The organism is Streptomyces sp. NPDC014727, from assembly GCF_043083485.1.
In the GTDB taxonomy this organism is placed as follows: domain Bacteria; phylum Actinomycetota; class Actinomycetes; order Streptomycetales; family Streptomycetaceae; genus Streptomyces.
On sequence record NZ_JBIBYR010000010.1, the window covers coordinates 1 to 18,130 of the forward strand.

General features: G+C 70.8%; 17 protein-coding genes. 8 read left to right on the plus strand and 9 right to left on the minus strand.

The window, feature by feature from the left end; all coding sequences use genetic code 11:
• Positions 1-217: 217 nt before the first annotated feature.
• Positions 218-1,003 (minus strand): glucosamine-6-phosphate deaminase, encoded by a 786-nt coding sequence (gene nagB / locus ACF1B9_RS17410; RefSeq protein ID WP_391741674.1) that lies wholly within the window; start codon positions 1,001-1,003, stop codon positions 218-220.
• Positions 1,004-1,198: 195 nt separating this feature from the next.
• Between nagB and ACF1B9_RS17415 the strand changes: the two genes are divergently transcribed.
• Together ACF1B9_RS17415 and ACF1B9_RS17420 are read left to right on the plus strand one after the other, a co-directional pair.
• Entirely contained in the window at positions 1,199-2,269 is a 1,071-nt protein-coding gene (locus ACF1B9_RS17415) for an SIS domain-containing protein (RefSeq protein ID WP_351078488.1), read from the plus strand.
• Positions 2,270-2,659: 390 nt separating this feature from the next.
• Positions 2,660-4,126 (plus strand): histidine kinase N-terminal domain-containing protein, encoded by a 1,467-nt coding sequence (locus ACF1B9_RS17420; protein ID WP_391741901.1) that lies wholly within the window; start codon positions 2,660-2,662, stop codon positions 4,124-4,126.
• 172 nt (positions 4,127-4,298) lie between these two features.
• Here the strand turns inward: ACF1B9_RS17420 and ACF1B9_RS17425 are convergent, their stop codons facing one another.
• Together ACF1B9_RS17425 and ACF1B9_RS17430 are read right to left on the minus strand one after the other, a co-directional pair.
• Positions 4,299-4,556 (minus strand): WhiB family transcriptional regulator, encoded by a 258-nt coding sequence (locus tag ACF1B9_RS17425; RefSeq protein WP_003953983.1) that lies wholly within the window; start codon positions 4,554-4,556, stop codon positions 4,299-4,301.
• Positions 4,557-4,875: 319 nt separating this feature from the next.
• Positions 4,876-5,844, minus strand: a complete 969-nt coding sequence (locus ACF1B9_RS17430) for a diacylglycerol/lipid kinase family protein (protein ID WP_391741676.1) — start codon at positions 5,842-5,844, stop codon at positions 4,876-4,878.
• Between the two features lie 266 nt (positions 5,845-6,110).
• Between ACF1B9_RS17430 and ACF1B9_RS17435 the strand changes: the two genes are divergently transcribed.
• Positions 6,111-6,488 (plus strand): hypothetical protein, encoded by a 378-nt coding sequence (locus tag ACF1B9_RS17435; protein WP_391741902.1) that lies wholly within the window; start codon positions 6,111-6,113, stop codon positions 6,486-6,488.
• Positions 6,489-6,727: 239 nt separating this feature from the next.
• Here ACF1B9_RS17435 and ACF1B9_RS17440 read toward each other — a convergent pair whose 3' ends face one another.
• From ACF1B9_RS17440 to ACF1B9_RS17450, 3 genes are all read right to left on the minus strand, one after another.
• Complete coding sequence (locus ACF1B9_RS17440) at positions 6,728-7,681, minus strand: RNA polymerase sigma factor SigF (RefSeq protein WP_391741677.1); 954 nt, start codon at positions 7,679-7,681, stop codon at positions 6,728-6,730.
• Positions 7,678-8,091 carry an anti-sigma regulatory factor gene (locus tag ACF1B9_RS17445; RefSeq protein ID WP_073781878.1) on the minus strand — a complete coding sequence of 138 codons (414 nt, stop codon included), beginning with the start codon at positions 8,089-8,091 and terminating at the stop codon, positions 7,678-7,680. The genes ACF1B9_RS17440 and ACF1B9_RS17445 overlap by 4 nt, the downstream gene beginning before the upstream one ends.
• A gap of 264 nt (positions 8,092-8,355) precedes the next feature.
• Positions 8,356-8,616, minus strand: coding sequence for a UBP-type zinc finger domain-containing protein (locus ACF1B9_RS17450; RefSeq protein WP_391741679.1), 261 nt, complete (start codon positions 8,614-8,616; stop codon positions 8,356-8,358).
• Between the two features lie 35 nt (positions 8,617-8,651).
• Here ACF1B9_RS17450 and ACF1B9_RS17455 point away from each other — a divergent pair, with 35 nt between their 5' ends.
• Positions 8,652-10,256 (plus strand): Na+/H+ antiporter, encoded by a 1,605-nt coding sequence (locus ACF1B9_RS17455; protein ID WP_391741680.1) that lies wholly within the window; start codon positions 8,652-8,654, stop codon positions 10,254-10,256.
• Between the two features lie 9 nt (positions 10,257-10,265).
• On the opposite strand, the gene ACF1B9_RS17460 is transcribed toward ACF1B9_RS17455, so the two are convergent.
• The 3 genes from ACF1B9_RS17460 to ACF1B9_RS17470 form a co-directional block, all read right to left on the minus strand.
• The gene (locus ACF1B9_RS17460; protein WP_391741681.1) at positions 10,266-11,159 is read right to left on the minus strand and encodes a 1-aminocyclopropane-1-carboxylate deaminase/D-cysteine desulfhydrase; all 894 of its coding nucleotides are present in this window, start codon (positions 11,157-11,159) and stop codon (positions 10,266-10,268) included.
• A gap of 249 nt (positions 11,160-11,408) precedes the next feature.
• A complete protein-coding gene (locus ACF1B9_RS17465) occupies positions 11,409-12,605 on the minus strand; it encodes a globin domain-containing protein (RefSeq protein ID WP_391741682.1) in 1,197 nt (398 codons plus the stop codon).
• 106 nt (positions 12,606-12,711) lie between these two features.
• Positions 12,712-13,161 carry an RrF2 family transcriptional regulator gene (locus ACF1B9_RS17470; protein WP_391741683.1) on the minus strand — a complete coding sequence of 150 codons (450 nt, stop codon included), beginning with the start codon at positions 13,159-13,161 and terminating at the stop codon, positions 12,712-12,714.
• Between the two features lie 177 nt (positions 13,162-13,338).
• On the opposite strand from ACF1B9_RS17470, the gene ACF1B9_RS17475 reads away from it, so the two are divergent.
• The 4 genes from ACF1B9_RS17475 (at position 13,339) to ACF1B9_RS17490 (ending at position 18,129) form a co-directional block, all read left to right on the plus strand.
• Positions 13,339-14,745 carry a family 2B encapsulin nanocompartment shell protein gene (locus tag ACF1B9_RS17475; protein WP_391741684.1) on the plus strand — a complete coding sequence of 469 codons (1,407 nt, stop codon included), beginning with the start codon at positions 13,339-13,341 and terminating at the stop codon, positions 14,743-14,745.
• 179 nt (positions 14,746-14,924) lie between these two features.
• Positions 14,925-15,965 (plus strand): family 2 encapsulin nanocompartment cargo protein polyprenyl transferase, encoded by a 1,041-nt coding sequence (locus ACF1B9_RS17480; RefSeq protein WP_391741903.1) that lies wholly within the window; start codon positions 14,925-14,927, stop codon positions 15,963-15,965.
• A 250-nt stretch (positions 15,966-16,215) separates the two neighbouring features.
• Positions 16,216-16,884 (plus strand): DUF6304 family protein, encoded by a 669-nt coding sequence (locus ACF1B9_RS17485; RefSeq protein ID WP_391741685.1) that lies wholly within the window; start codon positions 16,216-16,218, stop codon positions 16,882-16,884.
• A 261-nt stretch (positions 16,885-17,145) separates the two neighbouring features.
• Positions 17,146-18,129 (plus strand): DUF1648 domain-containing protein, encoded by a 984-nt coding sequence (locus tag ACF1B9_RS17490; protein WP_391741686.1) that lies wholly within the window; start codon positions 17,146-17,148, stop codon positions 18,127-18,129.
• Position 18,130: the final 1 nt, after the last annotated feature.

Consider the following 18,130-nt stretch of genomic DNA (forward strand, 5'->3'; position numbering starts at 1 on the left):
CCCCGCCCCCCCCGGGGGGCGCCCCGGGGGGGGGGGGGGGCGCGGGCGGTCAAACCCCCGGGGGGGGGGGGCCCCCGGGGGGGGGTGGGGGGGGGGGGGGGGGGGGCCCCCCCGGCCTGGGGGCCCCCCCGGCCCTCTCGTACGTCAGCTGCGGTCAGGGTCCTCCGTCCGGATCATGCAGAAACCCGCGAGCCCGGCATGATCCGAACGAGAGGCCCTAAATGCCCTGCCACAGCGGCTTCGACGCGTACGTGGCGCGGAAGTAGTCCGCCAGCTTCAGCTTCGACGCCGCGGCCTCGTCCACCACCACCGTCGCGTGCGGGTGCAGTTGCAGCGCGGACGCGGGCACGATCGAGGCGACCGGACCCTCGACCGTCTGCGCCACGGCCTCGGCCTTGCCCTCGCCGGTGGCGAGCAGGATCGGGTGCCGGGACTCCAGGATGGTGCCGATGCCCTGGGTGATCACGTGGTGCGGCACCTGCGTGATGTCGTTGTCGAAGAAGCGCGCGTTGTCGATCCGGGTCTGCTCGGTGAGCGTCTTGATCCGGGTACGGGAGGCGAGCGAGGAGCACGGCTCGTTGAAGCCGATGTGCCCGTCCGTGCCGATACCGAGGAGCTGCAGGTCCACCCCGCCGGCCTCGGCCAGCGCCCGGTCGTACGCCTGGCAGGCCGCCGGGATGTCCTCGGCGGAGCCGTCGGGGCCCATGAAGGACGCCTCCGGCAGACCGAGCGGTTCGACGACCTCGCGCAGCACCACGGAGCGGTAGGACTCGGGGTGGCCCGCCGGCAGCCCGACGTACTCGTCCAGCTGGCAGATCCGGGCGCGCGAGGCGTCCACGGCGCCGGAACGGACCTTGGCCGCCAGAGCCTGGTAGACGGGCAGCGGGGTAGAGCCGGTGGCAACGCCGAGAAGGGCGTCGGGCTTGCGGCTCAGCAGCGCGCCGATGGCTTCTGCGATGAGTTCGCCGCCTGCCTTGGCGTCCGGGACGATGACAACTTCCACGCGGGGCCTGCCGATCTGAAGAATTGAATCATGTGGTATAGACCAATCGGGATCCAATCTAGCAGAACCCGACGGCGCGGACACGATGGTCCGTACCCGTCCCGGCCGCACACCGATGGCGGGCGTCCGGCTCCCCGTGGTCGACTGGGGCGAACGGCGTTCCTGACGCACCGGAACACTTCTGGGAGGCTCGACATGCCCGCCACGTCATCGTCCGAGGAGCGCGAGAAACCGGGCCGGATCATGTCCGGTGAGATGGCCGAACAGCCCGGAGTGCTGCGCCGGATCCTCGATGAGGGAGCCCCCGCGATCCGCGAGGTGGCCGCCGGGATCGCGGCGAGGAAGCCGCGCTTCGTCCTCCTCACCGCCCGCGGTACGTCGGACAACGCCGCGCTCTACGCCAAGTACCTGTTGGAGATCCGGCTCGGCCTGCCCTGCGGACTCGCCTCCATGTCCACCACGACCGCGTACGGCGCGAAGCCTGACCTCAGGGACGTGCTGGTCGTCACCGTCAGCCAGTCCGGCGGCTCGCCCGACCTGGTGGCCTCCACCCGGGCCGCCCGCGAGGCCGGCGCGATCACCCTGGCCGTCACCAACAACCCGGATTCGCCGCTGGCCGCCGTCTCCGAGTACCACATCGACATTCTTGCGGGCCCGGAGAAGGCCCTCCCCGCCACCAAGACCTACACGGCGTCGCTGCTGTCCCTCTACCTCTTCGTGGAAGGGTTGAGCGGCGGCGACGGTGCGGCCGCCGCGATCCTGCCGGAGCGGGCCGAGTCGATCCTGGCCCGTAAGGACGAGGTGAGGGCGCTGGCCGCGCGCTACCGCTTCGCCGAGCGCATGGTCATCACCTCGCGCGGCTACGGCTACCCCACGGCCAAGGAGGCCGCGCTGAAGCTGATGGAGACCAGCTACATCCCCGCTCTCTCCTATTCCGGCGCCGATCTGCTGCACGGGCCGCTCGCCATGGTCGACAACATCTCCCCGGTGATCGCGGTCGTCACCGACGGCCGGGGCGGCGAGGCGCTGCAGCCGGTCCTGGACCGGCTGCGCGGCCGTGGCGCGGATCTGTTCGTGGTCGGCCCCGAGGCCCAGGTGGCGGCGGCGTCCGCGGGCTTCGCGCTGCCGACGGCCGGGGTCGCCGAAGAGGTCCAGCCGATCCTGGAGATCCTGCCGCTGCAGCTGCTGGCGTACGAGGTGACGATCGCCCGTGGCCAGGACCCGGACGCGCCCCGCGCGCTGGCCAAGGTCACCGAGACCCACTGATCGCGCGACGGGCCCGTGGAACACCCGCGGGCCACGGCGCCGGAGCGGGACCCTCGGCCCGTCCGGCACCGCAGCCCGGAGTAAGACCGACCACCGCCTGGGGGCTTCGCCCTGCAGGCGCCGGACGGTCTGCTCGGCCGGCGGTGTGCGGTGCCCCCGGCCGGGGAGAGGTGCTCGCGCGGTCAGGGCAGAGAGCGCGGGTACCTCGATCCACTCTCCTGTGCGGGGAGAGCGGAAGCTCTGTCTTGAGCATTGTGGACTAGACCATTCGCCCGTGTCCATCCGTCGGAGCACCGCAATTTTCCGGGCCTCCTTCCCTGACACGTAGGCCCGGGGCGTACGGTTCGGAGCCATTGCCCATCCGCGGGTACGCTCGCACACGTGCCCTCCATGAACGACCTCGTCCGCCAGCACACAGCCCTCAGCGACACCGACCTGGAGTGGCTGCACCTGCTGGTCTCGGAGTGGCAGCTGCTCTCCGACCTGTCCTTCGCCGACCTCGTGCTGTGGGTCCCCACCCGGGACGGCACCCGCTATGTGTCCGTGGCCCAGATGCGGCCCAACACCGGCCCCACCTCCTACCAGGACGACATGGTCGGCCACTTGGTGCCACGCGGCCGCCGTCCCCTGCTCGACGCGGCGCTGGACGAGGGCCGGATCGTGCGCGAGGGCGACCCGGAGTGGCGCGAGGAGGTGCCGGTACGGGTCGAGTCGATCCCGGTGCGGCGCGAGGGCCGGGTCCTCGGCGTCATCGCCCGCAACACCAACCTCCTGACCGTCCGTACCCCCTCCCGGCTGGAACTCACCTACCTCCAGTCGGCCTCCGACCTGGCTCAGATGATCGCCGCCGGGGCCTTCCCGTTCCCCGGCCAGCAGGTCGACATGGACGCCTCGCCGCGCGTCGGCGACGGGCTGATCAGGCTCGACGCCGACGGGGTCGTCCAGTACGCCAGCCCCAACGGCCTCTCCGCCTACCACCGCCTCGGCCTCGCCTCCGACCTGGTCGGCCAGCATCTGGGCGGGATCACTGCCGAGCTCGCCCCCTCCCGGGGCCCGGTGGACGAGGCCCTGGTCAAACTCGCCAGCGGCTACGCGCCCCGGGAGTTCGAGGTCGAGTGCGCGGGCGGGGTGATCCAGCTCCGGGCGATTCCGCTCAAGCCCAAGGGCGTCCGGATCGGCTCCCTGGTCCTGCTCCGGGACGTCACCGAACTGCGCCGCCGAGAGCGGGAGTTGATCACCAAGGACGCCACCATCCGGGAAATCCACCACCGGGTGAAGAACAACCTCCAGACCGTTGCCGCCCTGTTGCGGCTCCAGGCCCGCAGGATGGACTCGGTGCGAGGCCGTGAGGCTCTCAACGAGGCGGTACGGCGCGTCGGTTCGATCGCCATCGTGCATGAGACGCTGTCCCAGAATCTGGACGAGCGAGTGGAGTTCGACGAGATCGCCGACCGGGTCATCGCGATGGTCGCCGAGATCTCGCCGGGCAAGGTCACCTGCCGTCGGACGGGACGCTTCGGCATCCTCGACGCCGAAGTGGCCACCCCGCTGGCGATGGTGCTCACCGAGGTCCTGCAGAACGCGCTGGAACACGCCTTCACCCTCGCCGAGTCCGGCACGGTCGATGTATCGGCGGTACGCGGCGGTTCCTCCGCCGGGACACGGTTGCTGATCACGGTTCAGGACGACGGCTGCGGTCTGCCCGAAGGCTTCGACCCGCAGCGTGCCGGCAACCTGGGACTGCAGATCGTGCGGACGCTGGTGGAGGGCGAGTTGAGCGGGACCTTCGGAATGATCCCGGCCCCCGTGCGCGGCACCAGGGTCGTCCTCGACATCCCGGTCCGGGCCGAGAAGTAGCCCCGGCCGCGACCGACGCGAACACAGCAGTGAGCCCGGACCGTTGATCACGGTCCGGGCTCACTGTTCATGCATGCGCTTCGGGGGGTACTGCGCGCTGCGACTCGGGGGCGGGGTTGTGCGTACGCGCTGTACGCGCCGCCTGGCTGAGGCTCGTAGCGGTGGCGTCGGATCAGGCGCTGGCGTTACGCGCCCGGTTGCGAGCGGCACGGCGCTTCATGGCGCGGCGCTCGTCCTCGCTGAGGCCACCCCAGACGCCGGAGTCCTGGCCGGACTCGAGCGCCCACTGCAGGCACTGCTCCATGACGGGGCAGCGACGGCAGACGGCCTTGGCTTCCTCGATCTGCAGCAGCGCAGGACCGGTGTTGCCGATGGGGAAGAACAGCTCGGGGTCTTCCTCACGACAAACGGCGTTGTGACGCCAGTCCATGGCTGCTACCTCTCCTTGGTATTACATACTGTTGCTTGTGAATGTGAACGCTTTCACGAATCCCCCCGCAGTCAACGGGCCGACGCCCAGATGAACTGGTTGTGGTCCTGTGGATTGAGGAGGGGTTCTGGCTCTCAGTGGAGGCCGTTGTTGCGGGCCGTCCCGATCGCCATGTAGAGATTCGCAAACCTCGGCGGCGGATACAACCCCTTCCGGAAACTTTTTTTTGATTCCTCGGTGTCGACTAGGTCACAGCCGTACTTCTATGGGGTGGAGTCCAGCCCAAACGTTCGAGTTAAAGGACTTTGGTCTCTTCCACTCACACAATCACACGCAGTGCACGGCGTACGCCTGTGAACGTCACACTGGTGCGCACTCCCAGATGGTCGCCGTCCATCTGAAAGGGCAGCGGCGCCTTTGAATGCAAGGTGAAGTCCGTGAGGTCATGGAGTGAAACGGCATGCTTCCCGGACGGGCCCTTCTCGGGGCTCGAAGTCAGCAGCTGGGTGCCGTACCGGGCCACGGCCGCGGTGGAGAGCCGCTTGAGTCCGAGCACGTCCAGGCCGGTGTCGAACGTGGCCTTGGGGGACGCGTACATGGGGCGATTCCCCAGGTAGGTCCAGGGGGCCGTATTGGAGATTATCGACAGTGCAAGATCGGTCACAGGCGGTTGTCCGGGGGTCTCCAGCGTGATTGCCCCGTGTCTGCGGCGCGGTTCCTCCAGGAATTGCCGGACGAACTGGCGGACATACAGCGCGTGCGTGGAGCGCTTACCCGATTCGCGTTTCTGTTCGACCCGGCCGACCACGCCCGCGTCGAATCCGAGCCCGGCGCAGAAAGTGAACCAGCGTTCCGGGACCGACTCGTCCGCGGTGCCGGGGGTGCCGGCCGCCAGTCCCAGGCCGACCGTGCGTTCGGTCCGGTTGGCGAGCGCGTCCAGGATCGCGCCGGTCGCCTCCACGGCGTCGTTGGGCAGGCCGAGGGCGCGCGCGAAGACATTGGTGGAGCCGCCGGGGACCACCGCGAGGCTCGGCAGATTGTCCAGGTCGGGGCCGCTGTGGAGCAGGCCGTTGACGACCTCGTTGACCGTGCCGTCGCCGCCCAGGGCGACCACCAGGTCGATCTCCCCGGAGTCCGCGGCCCGACGGCCCAGGTCCCGGGCGTGGCCCCGGTACTCGGTGGTCACGGCCTCCAGCTTCATCTCGCTGGCCAGTGCGTGGATGAGCACATCACGCGTCCGCGCACTGGTGGTGGTAGCAGCTGGATTGACCACAAGGAGTGCGCGCATGACGGCCAGACTACCTACCGAGTGGTATCGCTCTGAAGTCCTGCCCCATGTCCTTCACCCTCGGTGACGGATCGGGTGCGGTGGGGCGAGGGGCGGTCGTCCGGTCCCATACCTTTCCGACCCCCGGCTTCGCTTTCGCGGTGCCGGGATGCCAACCTGCAAGGGTGAGTACTCAGCAGAACACGCCCTCCGAGCCGCCCTCCGAGTCGGTTTCGGAGTCGCCCGCACCCTCGGTCGGACCGGCGAAGCCGAGCAGGATCACGCTCGTGGCCGGACTCAACGCCCTGGAAGGGGCGGCGCTCGTCGTCGGCGGGATCTACATGCTGGTGATGGGGCTGCTGGGGCACCCCGAGACCCCACAGCAGGCGGAGATGGGCGGCCTCACGCTGATCGCGCTCGGCCTGATCCCGCTGATCGCCGCACGTGGCCTGCTGCTGCGGCGCAGCTGGAGCCGCGGCCCCGCGCTCATCACGCAGATCATCGGGCTTCCGGTGGCCTGGACCCTGCTGAGGTCCCACGGCGTGCTGATCCCGGCCGGGATCGTCCTCGCGGCGGTGGTCCTGACAGCGCTCTATCAGCTGGTCAGGCCGACGACGATCGACGAACTGGGCATTCGCCGGCCGGGCACCACACCGGACGCCTGAGCCACGGGAGCCGTCGGCCGCCGGGACGCATGAGCGGGCCGTTTCGCCACGGCGCTCACGCGCGCGACCCGACCGCCGCACCCGACTGCCGGCCACGGCCTGCCGGGCGGGCACGAGCCGCTGCCCGTGCCCGGCCGCCGCCCGAGCCGACTGTCCCGCAGCGACCGCTCGGCGCACGGAGTCGGCGTTCGCGTCGGCTCCGCGCACAGGCGTCGGACCCTCGCCCCGCCTCTCCGGCCCTACTCCTCGACGAGCAGCCGCTCACGCAGCTGCGCCAGGGTGCGGGCCAGCAGTCGCGAGACGTGCATCTGCGAGATGCCGACCTCCTGGGCGATCTGCGACTGGGTCATGTTGCCGAAGAATCGCAGCAGCAGGATCCGCTTCTCGCGCGGCGGCAGGTCCTCCAGCAGCGGTTTGAGCGACTCCCGGTACTCGACGCCCTCCAGCGCCTCGTCCTCGGAGCCAAGAGTGTCCGCCACCGCGGGGGACTCGTCGTCCGTGTCCGGCACGTCCAGCGAGAGCGTGCTGTACGCATTGGCCGACTCCAGCCCCTCCAGGACCTCTTCCTCGGAGATGCCCAGTCGCTCCGCCAGCTCGTGCACCGTCGGCGAGCGGCCGTGCTGCTGGGAGAGTTCGGCGGTGGCCGTGGTGAGCGAGAGCCGCAGCTCCTGGAGCCGGCGCGGCACCCGGACCGCCCAGCCCTTGTCACGGAAGTGGCGCTTGATCTCGCCGACGACCGTGGGTGTCGCGTACGTCGAGAACTCGACGCCTCGGTCCGGGTCGAACCGGTCGACCGACTTGATCAGCCCGATCGTGGCGACCTGGGTCAGGTCGTCCAGCGGCTCGCCGCGATTGCGGAACCGGCGGGCCAGGTGCTCCACGAGCGGCAGATGCATCCGCACCAGCCGGTTGCGCAGCTCCGCCTTCTCGGCCGATCCGTCGGGAAGCCCGCGCAGTTCGACGAACAGCGCCCGCGCCCCGCTGCGGTCGTGTGGATCGTGGTGCCCGTGCTCGCTCATCTGGCCTGCCCGCTCCGCCTGCGACTGCTCCCACGCGACCGTGGGGCCCGCAGGCCCGTCCGCCCCGTCCTCCGGATGGGGCAGGGCCTGCTGCTCCGGGATGCCTGCTGCGCGCACCACCCCTGGTCGGATCGTCTCGTCCCGCACAGGACCGTCCCCGTTCCCGTTGCTCACGCCGGCCCGGGTCCCGCGCCGCGCTGTTTGTACAGGCTGATGCTGACCGTGCGGTCGTCGGCGACCGAGGAGTCGACCTTGCCGGCCAGCGCGGAGAGCACCGTCCAGGCGAAAGTGTCGCGCTCCGGCGCCCGGCCGTCCGTCGTCGGCGCCGACACCGTCACCTCAAGAGAATCCTCGATGAGCCGGAAGACGCAGCTGAGGACGGAGCCCGGCACGGCCTGCTGGAGCAGGATCGCGCAGGCCTCGTCGACGGCGATGCGGAGATCCTCGATCTCGTCGAGTGTGAAGTCCAAGCGCGCTGCGAGACCGGCCGTGGCCGTACGCAGCACTGACAGGTAGGCACCCGCAGCGGGCAGCCGGACCTCTACGAAGTCCTGATTCCCGGGCTCGCCTGCGATCTGGGACACCCTCACCTCCAAGGTGGCACAAACTCTTTCGAGGGTCCGGGAAGGGCGCCCCGGAGCCATGCGGTACGTCTTCGGTTCTGGTCCGGCGACGCTATCGCGATCCATGATGCCGTGTCGCCGGGCCCCGGGGCCTGCCCGCGGATCGTGAACGGACGGCTCCAGCCCATGAGTGTCACTCATGGTAAACCCACGAGTACACACGGTGGCTAGGGGCCTGCGGAGGTCAATTACGAACAACCAGCGCCGGATTGACGTACCCGGACGTCAGACGATCGAACCGTCCACGAAGCACCAGCGCCAGCTTTCGCCGGGCTCGAAGCTCCGCATCAGCGGATGACCGGTCTCCTTGAAGTGGGCGGTGGCGTGCTGCAGCGGTGACGAATCGCAGCAGCCGACATGGCCGCAGACGAGGCAGAGTCGCAGCTGCACCGGGTGGGTGCCCGCCGCGAGACAGCCGGTACACGTCTCACTGAGCGGGGCCGGCTCGGGGCGCGGCAGTTCGGACAGGTGCGGGCAGTCACTCATGATTGTCAGGTTACGACGGATGTGAGGACCGTGAGATGGACGCATTGCCTCTGGTGGCACTGGTCGCAGCCAGTGCGGCTGTCGCGGGGGCCGCGCGCCGCACCCCCGTGCCGGCCCCTCTCCTGCTGGTCACGGTGGGGCTGATCGCCTCGTATCTGCCCGGGGTGCCGACGTACACGCTGGACGCACACGTCGTGCTGCCGCTGCTGCTGCCGCCGCTGCTCTACACGGCGGCGGTCGACAGCTCGTACCTCGATCTGCGGGCCAATATCCGGCCGGTCGCGCTGCTCTCCGTCGGTTACGTGCTGTTCGCGACCGCGGCGGTCGGCTGGCTCGCGTACCGCCTCGTGCCCGACCTGCCGCCCACCGCCGCGCTGGTGCTCGGCGCGGTGGTCGCCCCGCCGGACGCCGTCACGGCCGCCGCGATCGCCCGTCGGGTCGGGCTGCCCGCCCGGGTCACGACGATCCTGCAGGGCGAGTCCCTGGTGAACGACGCCACGGCGATCACCGCGTACAAGGTGGCCCTCGCCGCCGCCATCGGCGAGGGCATGAGCTGGGGCGCCGGGATCGGTGAATTCCTCCTCGCGGCCGTCGGGGGTGTCGTGGTCGGCCTGGCGCTGATGGTGCCGCTGCACTGGCTCCGTACGCACCTCAAGGAAGCGCTGCTGCAGAACACGCTGTCCCTGCTGATCCCCTTCGTGGCGTACGCGGCGGCGGAACGCGTGCACGCCTCCGGGGTGCTCGCCGTGGTCGTCGTCGCGCTCTATCTGGGTCACCGGGCCTGGCAGGTCGACTTCGCGACCCGGCTCCAGGAGGCGGCCGTCTGGAAGATGGTCGCGTTCATCCTGGAGTCCGCGGTCTTCGCGCTGATCGGGCTCCAACTGCCCTTCGTACTGAAGGGGCTCGGTACGTACGCCGTGGCGGACGCCCTCTGGTACGCGCTCGCCGTGTTCCTCGCCGTCGTCGTGGTCCGCTTCGTCTGGGTCTACCCGGCGACGTATCTGCCCAGATGGCTGTCGAAACGGATCAGGGAGCGCGAGCCCGGCACGGACTGGTCGGCACCGCTGATCGTCGGCTGGGCCGGGATGCGCGGGGTCGTCTCGCTCGCCATCGCCTTCTCCATCCCGATGGTCACGACCGGCGGGCAGGCCTTCCCGGCCCGCAACCTCGTGCTGTTCCTGACCTTCACCACCGTCATCGGCACCCTCGTCATCCAGGGGCTCAGCCTGCCGCTGCTGGTGCGTGTCCTCAGGCTTCCGGGGCGCGACGCGACGGCGCAGACGCTGGCGGAGGCGCAGGCGCAGAGCGAGGCGTCCACAGCCGCCGAGGCACGCCTGGAGGAACTCCTCACCGACCGGCGCAACGCCCTGCCCGGACCGCTCACCGACCGGCTGCGCGCCGTCCTGGAGCGCCGCCGCAACGCCGTGTGGGAGCGCCTCGGCGCCGCCAACCCGGTGACCGGGGAGTCGGCGGACGACACGTACCGGCGTCTGGCCGGGGAGATGATCGACGCCGAGCGCGCGGTCTTCGTACGGCTGCGGGACGAGCGGCGGATCGACGACGAGATGCTCCGCACGTTGCTCAGACGGCTCGACCTGGAGGAGGCGGCGGCCTACCGGGAGGAATCGAGCGCGCCCTGACGGGGGCGTCTACGGCCGGCCCGTGACGACGGCCGCGACCGTGGTTCCCGCGGGGAACGCGCCCTCTTCGGCGAGCGTGGTGAGTGCGTACAGCAGCTTGGCGACGTAGAGCCGCTCGACGGGCAGCCCGTGCCGCTGCTCGAAGTCGTCCGCGAAGGCGTGCAGCGGCGGGGGCGTACGGGCGTATCCGCCGAAGTGGAAGCGTTCGTCCAGGGACCACGACCCGGCCGCCCCGCCAAATGCCTCCTGCTGCAGTTCCCGTACCGCGTCGCCGAGGAATCCGCCGCGCAGCACCGGGACGCCGAGGGCGCGCTGCCCCGGCGCGAGACCGGCGGCGAGACCGGCGAGGGTGCCGCCGGTACCGCAGGCCACCGCGACCAGATCGGCCCTGCCACGCAGCTCATGGCCCAGCTCCGCGCAGCCCTGTGCGGCCGCGGCGTTGCTCCCGCCCTCCGGGATGACGCAGCACTCCCCGTAGGTGCTCAGCAGCCCCGCCAGGACCTCCGGATCGGCCTTCGCGCGGTACGTCCCGCGGTCCATGAAATGCAGGGTCATCCCGTCGGCGGCGCACCGGGCCAGCGAGGGGTTGAGGGGGCGGCCGGCGAGTTCGTCGCCGCGTACGACCCCGACGGTGGGGAAGCCGAGCAGCCGCCCGGCGGCGGCGGTGGCCCGCAGATGGTTGGAGTACGCGCCCCCGAAAGTCAGCACGGTGCGCCCGGCGGCGGCCCGCAGATTGGGGGAGAGTTTGCGCCATTTGTTGCCCGGGAGATCGGGGTGGATCAGATCGTCCCGCTTGAGCAGCAGCCGCACGCCGTGGCGCGCGAAGCGTTCGTCCTCGGCCGGTTGCAGAGGTGACGGGAGCACCGGCCGCAGGCGGGACAGGTCGAGCGCTTCGGAAGGCATGACGCCATTGTCGTCGTGCCGCACCGGGCCGGGCCGGACAGGGGCGGGTACGGGGCATCTCAGGCGGTCCCGGATCCGGTCCCGCACGGAGTCCGTCGTGAAGCCGCGTGGATCGGTCCTGCCGTGGCGGCGAGATGGACCCGGCCGTCCTTGGCGATCACGCCGTGTCGCTCTCCGGGCTGTCTCCGGACCGGCGGTTCGGATCGTGAGCGAGTCGATCCGGTCAGACCTCGTGAGAACGGGCGGGGTTCAGTCCTGCGCGAGCCACAGGTCGGGGCCGAAGACCTCGTAGTGGATGTCGGCTGCCGGGACCCCCTTGGCCAGCAACTGACCGCGCACGGTGCGCATGAAGGGCAGCGGACCGCAGAGGTAGGCGTGGGTGCCCGGGGCGATCGCGAGGTCGCTCAGGTCGACCAGTCCGGTGCGGTCGGCGCGGTGGCCGGGCTCCGGGTTCTCGTACCAGAAGTGGGCGGCGGCGTCGGCGAGTTTGCCGGTCAGCAGGGCGTGGTCCGTGCGCAGCGCGTGGTCGGCGGGGGAGCGGTCGCCGTGCACGACGGTGACCGGGGCGCGGTGGCCGGTCGCCGCGAGGTGCTCCAGCATCGAGAGCATCGGGGTGCAGCCGATGCCCGCGGAGGCGAGCAGCAGCGGGGCGTCCGTGGAGTCGAGTACGAGGTCGCCGTACGGGGCGGAGACCCGCAGTCGGTCACCGGCTCCGACCTCGGCGTGGAGATGACGGGAGACCTCGCCGTCGGGCGATCCACCGCCGTGCACCCGCTTGACGGTGATCGAGCGCAGTGGCGAACCCGGGGCGCTGGAAAGGCTGTACTGGCGGATCTGGCGGGCGCCGTCGGGGAGTTCCACCTGCACGGAGACGTACTGACCGGGGTGGAAGGCGGGGGCGGGGGAGCCGTCGGCCGGCCGGAGCTGGAAGGTGGCGACGTCCGCGGTCTCCTCGACCCGGGCGATCACCTCCCACTCGCGCCACACGTCCCCGGCGACGATGCCCCGCTGCGCGTACAGCCGCTCCTCGATCGAGATCAGGGCGCCCGCCATCAGCCAGTAGACCTCGTCCCAGGCGGCGGCGACCTCCGGGGTGACCGCGTCGCCGAGCACCTCGGCGATGGCTGCGAACAGATGCGTGTGCACGATGTCGTACTGCGCGGGGGTGATGCCGAGCGAGGCGTGCTTGTGGGCGATCCGGCCGAGCATCACGTCGGGTCGGGTGTCCGGCTGCTCGACCAGCAGGGTCGCGAAGGCGGCGATGGAGCCCGCGAGAGCCTGGCGCTGGGCGCCGGACGCCTGGTTGCCGCGGTTGAAGAGGTCGCGGAGCAACTCGGGGTGGGCGTCGAAGAGCTTGCGGTAGAAGAGATCGGCGATGTCCCCGATGGCCGCCCCCACGGCGGGGAGGGTGGCACGGACAGTGGCGGTCGACGTCTCGGAGAGCATCTGTGGACTCCTGAATCTGGAATTGGTATTTGAGATTCTTATTTTTGGGCAGCGCGGAACCAGGTGGTGGCGCCTGTGGAGTGGTGTGCGGTGGTCCGGCCCCGGGTCAGCCGGGGGCCGGGCGGCGGCTGCTGATGCCGATCAGCAGCGGTCCGGTGGGGGAGGCGACGAGTTCGGTGACGGTGATCGGGTCGAGCGAGGCGTAGAAGGCCTCCTCGGCCAGGCGCAGCGCGCCGCGCAGTCTGCAGGCCGCGCGCAGGGGGCAGGGGACGGAGCCCTCGCAGTCGACGACGTCGCCGGGTCCTTCGAGCTCCCGGACGAGCGCGCCGATGGAGGCGGACCGGCCCGCTCCGGTGAGGCTGAGTCCGCCGCCGCGGCCCCGGCGTGCCTCGATGAGGCCGAGATGCTGGAGCTTGGCGACGACCTTCGCGCTGTGGGTGTACGGCACCTCCATGGTGGCCGCCACCTCTCGCGTGGTCGGCGGATCCTCGTTCTCCACGACGGCGAGGCGCATCAGCACGCGCAGCGCCACGTCGGTGAATCTCGTCAGCCGCATGACGGTCACGCTAGATAACTTGCATCGAGGATGCAAGTTAATGCCGCCCGCGGGCATCGCTGAGCGTCGTGCCCAGCCCAAAGCCGATTAGTCGCACTCATTTGTGTAATGGCGTGCCGACTCTCCGTGCTGAAAGGCTTCTTCGCGCAGGTCGACCAATGATCGAAAGGGCGTCACATGTCCGTTGGTGAAGAGGTTCAGAACGCGCCGGTGCCGCCGCAGCAGAGTCTGGGCACGGCGGCGGCGCGGAACCTCGCGACGACCACCAAGTCCGCTCCGCAGATGCAGGAGATCAGCTCACGGTGGCTGCTGAAGATGCTGCCGTGGGTCCAGGTGCAGGGCGGCACGTACCGGGTGAACCGGAGGCTGAGCTACTCGGTGGGGGACGGCCGGGTGACCTTTGTGCAGACCGGTGACCGGGTCGCGGTCATCCCCGCCGAGCTCGGAGAGCTTCCGGCTCTGCGGGACTTCGGTGACGAAGACGTGCTCGGCGAGCTCGCCCGGCGGTGTGAGCAGCGCGACATCGCCGCCGGCCAGGTGCTGGCCACCACCGGGGACGCGGCGGACCGCGTCTTCCTGCTGGCGCACGGCAAGGTCGAGAAGGTCGGCACCGGCCCGTACGGGGACGAGACGGTGCTCGGGGTCCACGCCGACGGGGCCTACTTCGGCGACCACGCCCTGATCGACGGCGACGCCGTGTGGGAGTACACCGCCCGCGCCGTCACCGACTGCAAGGTGCTGACGCTCCGGCGGGCGGATGTGCTCAACCTCGCCGAGCGCGCGGGCTCGCTCCACGCCCATCTCGCCGGACTGCTCAGCGTCCCGCGGCAGCGCACCAACAAGTACGGCGAGGCGGAGATCGGCCTCTTGGCCGGCCATGTCGGCGAGGCCGTCGTCCCGCACACGTACGTCGACTACGAGGCGGCGCCGCGCGAGTACGAACTGAGCGTCGCCCAGACCGTGCTGAAGGTCCACAGCCGGGTCGCCGACCTCTACAACCAGCCGATGAACCAGACCGAGCAGCAGTTGCGGCTCACGGTCGAGGCGCTGCGTGAGCGCCAGGAGCACGAGCTGATCAACAACCGGGAGTTCGGTCTGCTCAACAACTGCGACTACGGGCAGCGCCTCCAGCCGCACGACGGTGTGCCCGGCCCCGACGACATGGACGAGCTGCTCTCACGCCGCCGCGGCTCGAAGCTCTTTCTCGCCCACCCGAAGGCCATCGCCGCATTCGGCCACGAGTGCAACAAGCGCGGTCTGGTGCCGGAGACCGTGGACGTCGGCGGACACCGTGTGCCGGCCTGGCGGGGCGTACCGATCTTCCCGTCCAACAAGATCCCGGTCAGCGACGCCCGGACCACGTCGATCATCTGCATGAGGACGGGCGAGGACCAGCAGGGCGTGATCGGTCTCCAGCAGACCGGCATCCCGGACGAGATCGAGCCCAGTCTGTCCGTCCGCTTCATGGGCATCGACGAGCAGGCGATCATCTCCTACCTGGTGACGGCCTACTACTCCGCGGCCATCCTCGTACCGGACGCTCTCGGCGTGCTGGAAAACGTCGAGGTCAGCCGTCGGCGGTAGACCCTCGGGGCCCGGACGCCGGTGTCCGGGCCCCGTCAACCTCCGCCACCGGGCAGCCGTGCCCGGGGCGGCGTCGGGAGGACGTCCCAGTGAAGACCCATCACGCACCCCCCTCACCCACCCCCCGGGCCCCGGGGGACGACGATCCGGCCGCCCAGGGCCTCCGGGGCCCGGAGGCCCTGGCACCCCTCCCGGTCGCGCAGGGGCAGGAGGCAACGGCCCTTCTCGAACAGGCCCGGGTCCTCGTCGATCCCCAACTGCGCGTCGCCGTCGAGTCCTTGCCCGGATCGCTGCGGCGGGTGGCGATGTACCACTTCGGCTGGCAGGAGGCCAACGGCACCCCGTCCGCGGCGCGGGCGGGCAAGGCGATCAGACCCGCGCTCGTCCTCGCCGCAGCCCGCGCACTGGGCGGCGATCCGCAACGGGCGGTACGGGCCGCCGTCGCAGTGGAGCTGGCGCACAACTTCACCCTGCTGCACGACGACATCATCGACGAGGACCGGACCCGTCGGCACCGGCCCACCGCCTGGGCGGTCTTCGGCATCCCGGACGCGGTCATCGCCGGCGACGCCATGCTCGCCCTCGCCCAGCGGCTGCTGGCCGAGGACACCGACCCGGCCTCGGCCCGTGCCTCGGCAAGGCTTTCGGCCTGTGTCATCGAGCTGTGCGCGGGCCAGCAGGCCGACTGCGCCTTCGAGGACCGAGGTCCGGACGAGGTGTCGCTCGACGAGTGCCTGACCATGGCCACAGCCAAGACGGGCGCGCTGCTCGGCTGCGCCTGTGCGCTGGGAGCCCTGTACGCCGGCGCGGAGGAGCGGGCGGTCGGCGCGCTGGACGGCTTCGGCCGGGAGGCCGGCCTCGCCTTCCAGCTCATCGACGATCTGATCGGCATCTGGGGGGATCCGGCACAGACCGGGAAACCGGTCGGGGCGGATCTCGTCGCCCACAAGAAATCCCTGCCCGTGGTCGCCGCACTGACCTCCGCCACCCCCGCGGCGGCCGAACTCGCCGAGCTCTACCGGGGATCCATGAACACACCCGGCGAGGTCGGCCGTGCCGCCGACGCCGTCGACCGGGCCGGCGGCCGGGACTGGGCACAGATCAGCGCTGCGGACCGGATGGCCCGCGCGGTCCACCACCTGTCCCGGGCGGTACCCGACCTGGCCCCGGCGGGCGACCTCCTGACCCTGGCGGAGTTCGTCACCCGCCGGACGCACTGAGCCGGACGCACCGAGCCGGACGCACTGAGCCGGACGCACTGAGCCGGACGCACCGAGCCGGGGGGCGGAGAGGAGGAGGCGGCACACGCGGCGACAGCGGAGGCGGTACTCCGAAGGGGAGCGGAGGGCGCGGAGCGAGAAAGGGGACGGTGGAAGGGAGAACGGAGCAAGGAGCCGAGGTCACAGGCCCGTGAGGTGAAGAGGAGGGCGACCGGGCGACTGTCATGGGCACGGGCTACAGTCCGTGCCCATGACAGATGAGTCATGGGCAGGGTGGTACCGGGACCGGCAGGGTTCCGACGCGGTCATCCTCACCACCGACGGACAGCAACTCCGCCTCCGGATCAGGGGCATCGACTTCGAGGGCGAGAGCTTCGACGGCCTCGCCCCGGTGGCCGGCACTCCACCGGCCGACGGCCTGTTCGCCCTGGTGGACGGCGCGCTGGGCGACTGCGTCCTGGAGTGGGACCTGCCGCTCCCGGTCCTCTGGGACGAAGCCGTCCACCAGGCCACGCTCAGCTGCCTGTTGTCGCTGCGCCGCCCCGATCCGTACCTCCACCTGGAGCTGCAGTTCGGCGGGGCCGCCTACGGATCCCACCGCGCGGAGAGCGACTTCGCGTCCGCCCTCGCCACGATCCAGCGCACCCTGCCGCCCGGGGTGCGCCTCCAGACCTGCATCGCCTGCGCCTTCTCCGACTACTTCCCGGCCCCCGGCCGGGGCCTTTCCGGCGGTCTCGCGTGCTTCCGGGGTGCCAAGGACGCCTACCGCGGAGCAGCCGGTGAGGGCGATGTCGTGGACCTGTGGGACCGGCGCACCGGATTCGTCCAGGAGATCTGGAGCTGCCGCGAGTACGAGCCCCGCCCGGACCGGGGTGCCGGCACCGGCCACCGGGGTGCGTTCCCGCTGGAGCTGGCCTGATCCTCTTTGTCCCTCCGCTGAAACCGACCCGACCCGACCCGACCTGATCCGACCCGTCCCGTACCGGAACCGATCCGGTACGGGACGGCTTCGTTGTTCCGAGCCCCGGGAGTCCCCGCCCGCCGTCGTTGCTCCGGACGTTGCTGCACATGGGGCTCCCGTGGGGCTGCCCGATGCGATGGCGCGAAGACCTGCCCGGCACTCGCCGGAACCTTGTCGACCCTCTATTGTTCTACTAGCATGCGAACAATGGAGGTTTTCATGATGCGTAAGAACCTGGGCCGCGCGCTACTCGTCGCCCTGCCGTTCCTGCTGGCGCTCGTCGCCGACCTGGTCCTGTTCGCCGCCTTCCGTGACCGGATGCCCGGCCGGCTGGCCAGTCATTTCCGGGCCGACGGCCGGGGGGACGGGCACATGGGGCAGGCGGGATATGCCGCGCTCGACGTCCTGTTGTTCGTCGTGATCGGAGGGCTGTGGACCCTCATGGTGGTGCGGGGAAAGTTCTACGGGCGCGCCCACCGCCGGCTGACCGCCGGTGGCTATGCCTTCGCCGGATTCCTCGGCTGGGTGATGGCCGCCGTACTGATCGCCAACGTGGATGCCGCCGAGAACGCACGGGGCGACGCCCAGGGGGTGTCGCTCCCGATGTGGCAGCTCGCCGTCGCCCTGGGGGTCGCCGTGCTCGCCGGGGGGCTGGGGCTGGCGATGGCCGCGCTCGCTCCCGTACCGGAGCCGTCGGCCGCGACCGGGCCGGCCATGGACGAAGCGCGGATCACGCTCGCCGACGGGGAGGTCGCCGGATGGGCGCGCGGCACCGGGAGCTGGTGGCTGCCACTGATCGCGCTCGCGCTCGTGGTCGGCGCAGTGGTGCTGTTGTTCGTCTCGGGCTGGGCCGCCGCGATCCCGCCGCTGCTCCTCGGGGTGCTGATGGCCGGCTTCGCCCGCCCGTACGTGGTGGTGGACCGGCGCGGCATCACCGTCTCGGGCATGCTTCCCTGGCCGCGCCTGAAAGTGCCGCTCGACCGGATCGAGACGGTCACCAGCCGGCACATCAACCCCCTCACGGAGTACGGCGGCTGGGGCTACCGCATCCGCCCGGGGCGGACCGGTGTCATGATCCGCTCCGGTGAGGGCATCGTGGCGACGCTGGCAGGCGGCCGGGACTTCGCGGTGACCGTCGACGACTCGGCGACCGCGGCCGCACTCCTCAACACCCTGATCGACCAGCGACGGGCGGAGCGCTGAC

Excerpts from the sequence above, each read along its gene's own strand:
- ACF1B9_RS17415 (WP_351078488.1), top strand. The coding sequence starts at position 1,199 with ATGCCCGCCACGTCATCGTCCGAGGAGCGCGAGAAACCGGGCCGGATC.
- ACF1B9_RS17420 (WP_391741901.1), top strand. The coding sequence starts at position 2,660 with ATGAACGACCTCGTCCGCCAGCACACAGCCCTCAGCGACACCGACCTG.
- ACF1B9_RS17425 (WP_003953983.1), bottom strand. The coding sequence starts at position 4,556 with ATGGACTGGCGTCACAACGCCGTTTGTCGTGAGGAAGACCCCGAGCTG.
- ACF1B9_RS17430 (WP_391741676.1), bottom strand. The coding sequence starts at position 5,844 with ATGCGCGCACTCCTTGTGGTCAATCCAGCTGCTACCACCACCAGTGCG.
- ACF1B9_RS17450 (WP_391741679.1), bottom strand. The coding sequence starts at position 8,616 with ATGAGTGACTGCCCGCACCTGTCCGAACTGCCGCGCCCCGAGCCGGCC.
- ACF1B9_RS17455 (WP_391741680.1), top strand. The coding sequence starts at position 8,652 with ATGGACGCATTGCCTCTGGTGGCACTGGTCGCAGCCAGTGCGGCTGTC.
- ACF1B9_RS17460 (WP_391741681.1), bottom strand. The coding sequence starts at position 11,159 with ATGCCTTCCGAAGCGCTCGACCTGTCCCGCCTGCGGCCGGTGCTCCCG.
- ACF1B9_RS17465 (WP_391741682.1), bottom strand. The coding sequence starts at position 12,605 with ATGCTCTCCGAGACGTCGACCGCCACTGTCCGTGCCACCCTCCCCGCC.
- ACF1B9_RS17470 (WP_391741683.1), bottom strand. The coding sequence starts at position 13,161 with ATGCGGCTGACGAGATTCACCGACGTGGCGCTGCGCGTGCTGATGCGC.
- ACF1B9_RS17475 (WP_391741684.1), top strand. The coding sequence starts at position 13,339 with ATGTCCGTTGGTGAAGAGGTTCAGAACGCGCCGGTGCCGCCGCAGCAG.
- ACF1B9_RS17485 (WP_391741685.1), top strand. The coding sequence starts at position 16,216 with ATGACAGATGAGTCATGGGCAGGGTGGTACCGGGACCGGCAGGGTTCC.
- ACF1B9_RS17490 (WP_391741686.1), top strand. The coding sequence starts at position 17,146 with ATGATGCGTAAGAACCTGGGCCGCGCGCTACTCGTCGCCCTGCCGTTC.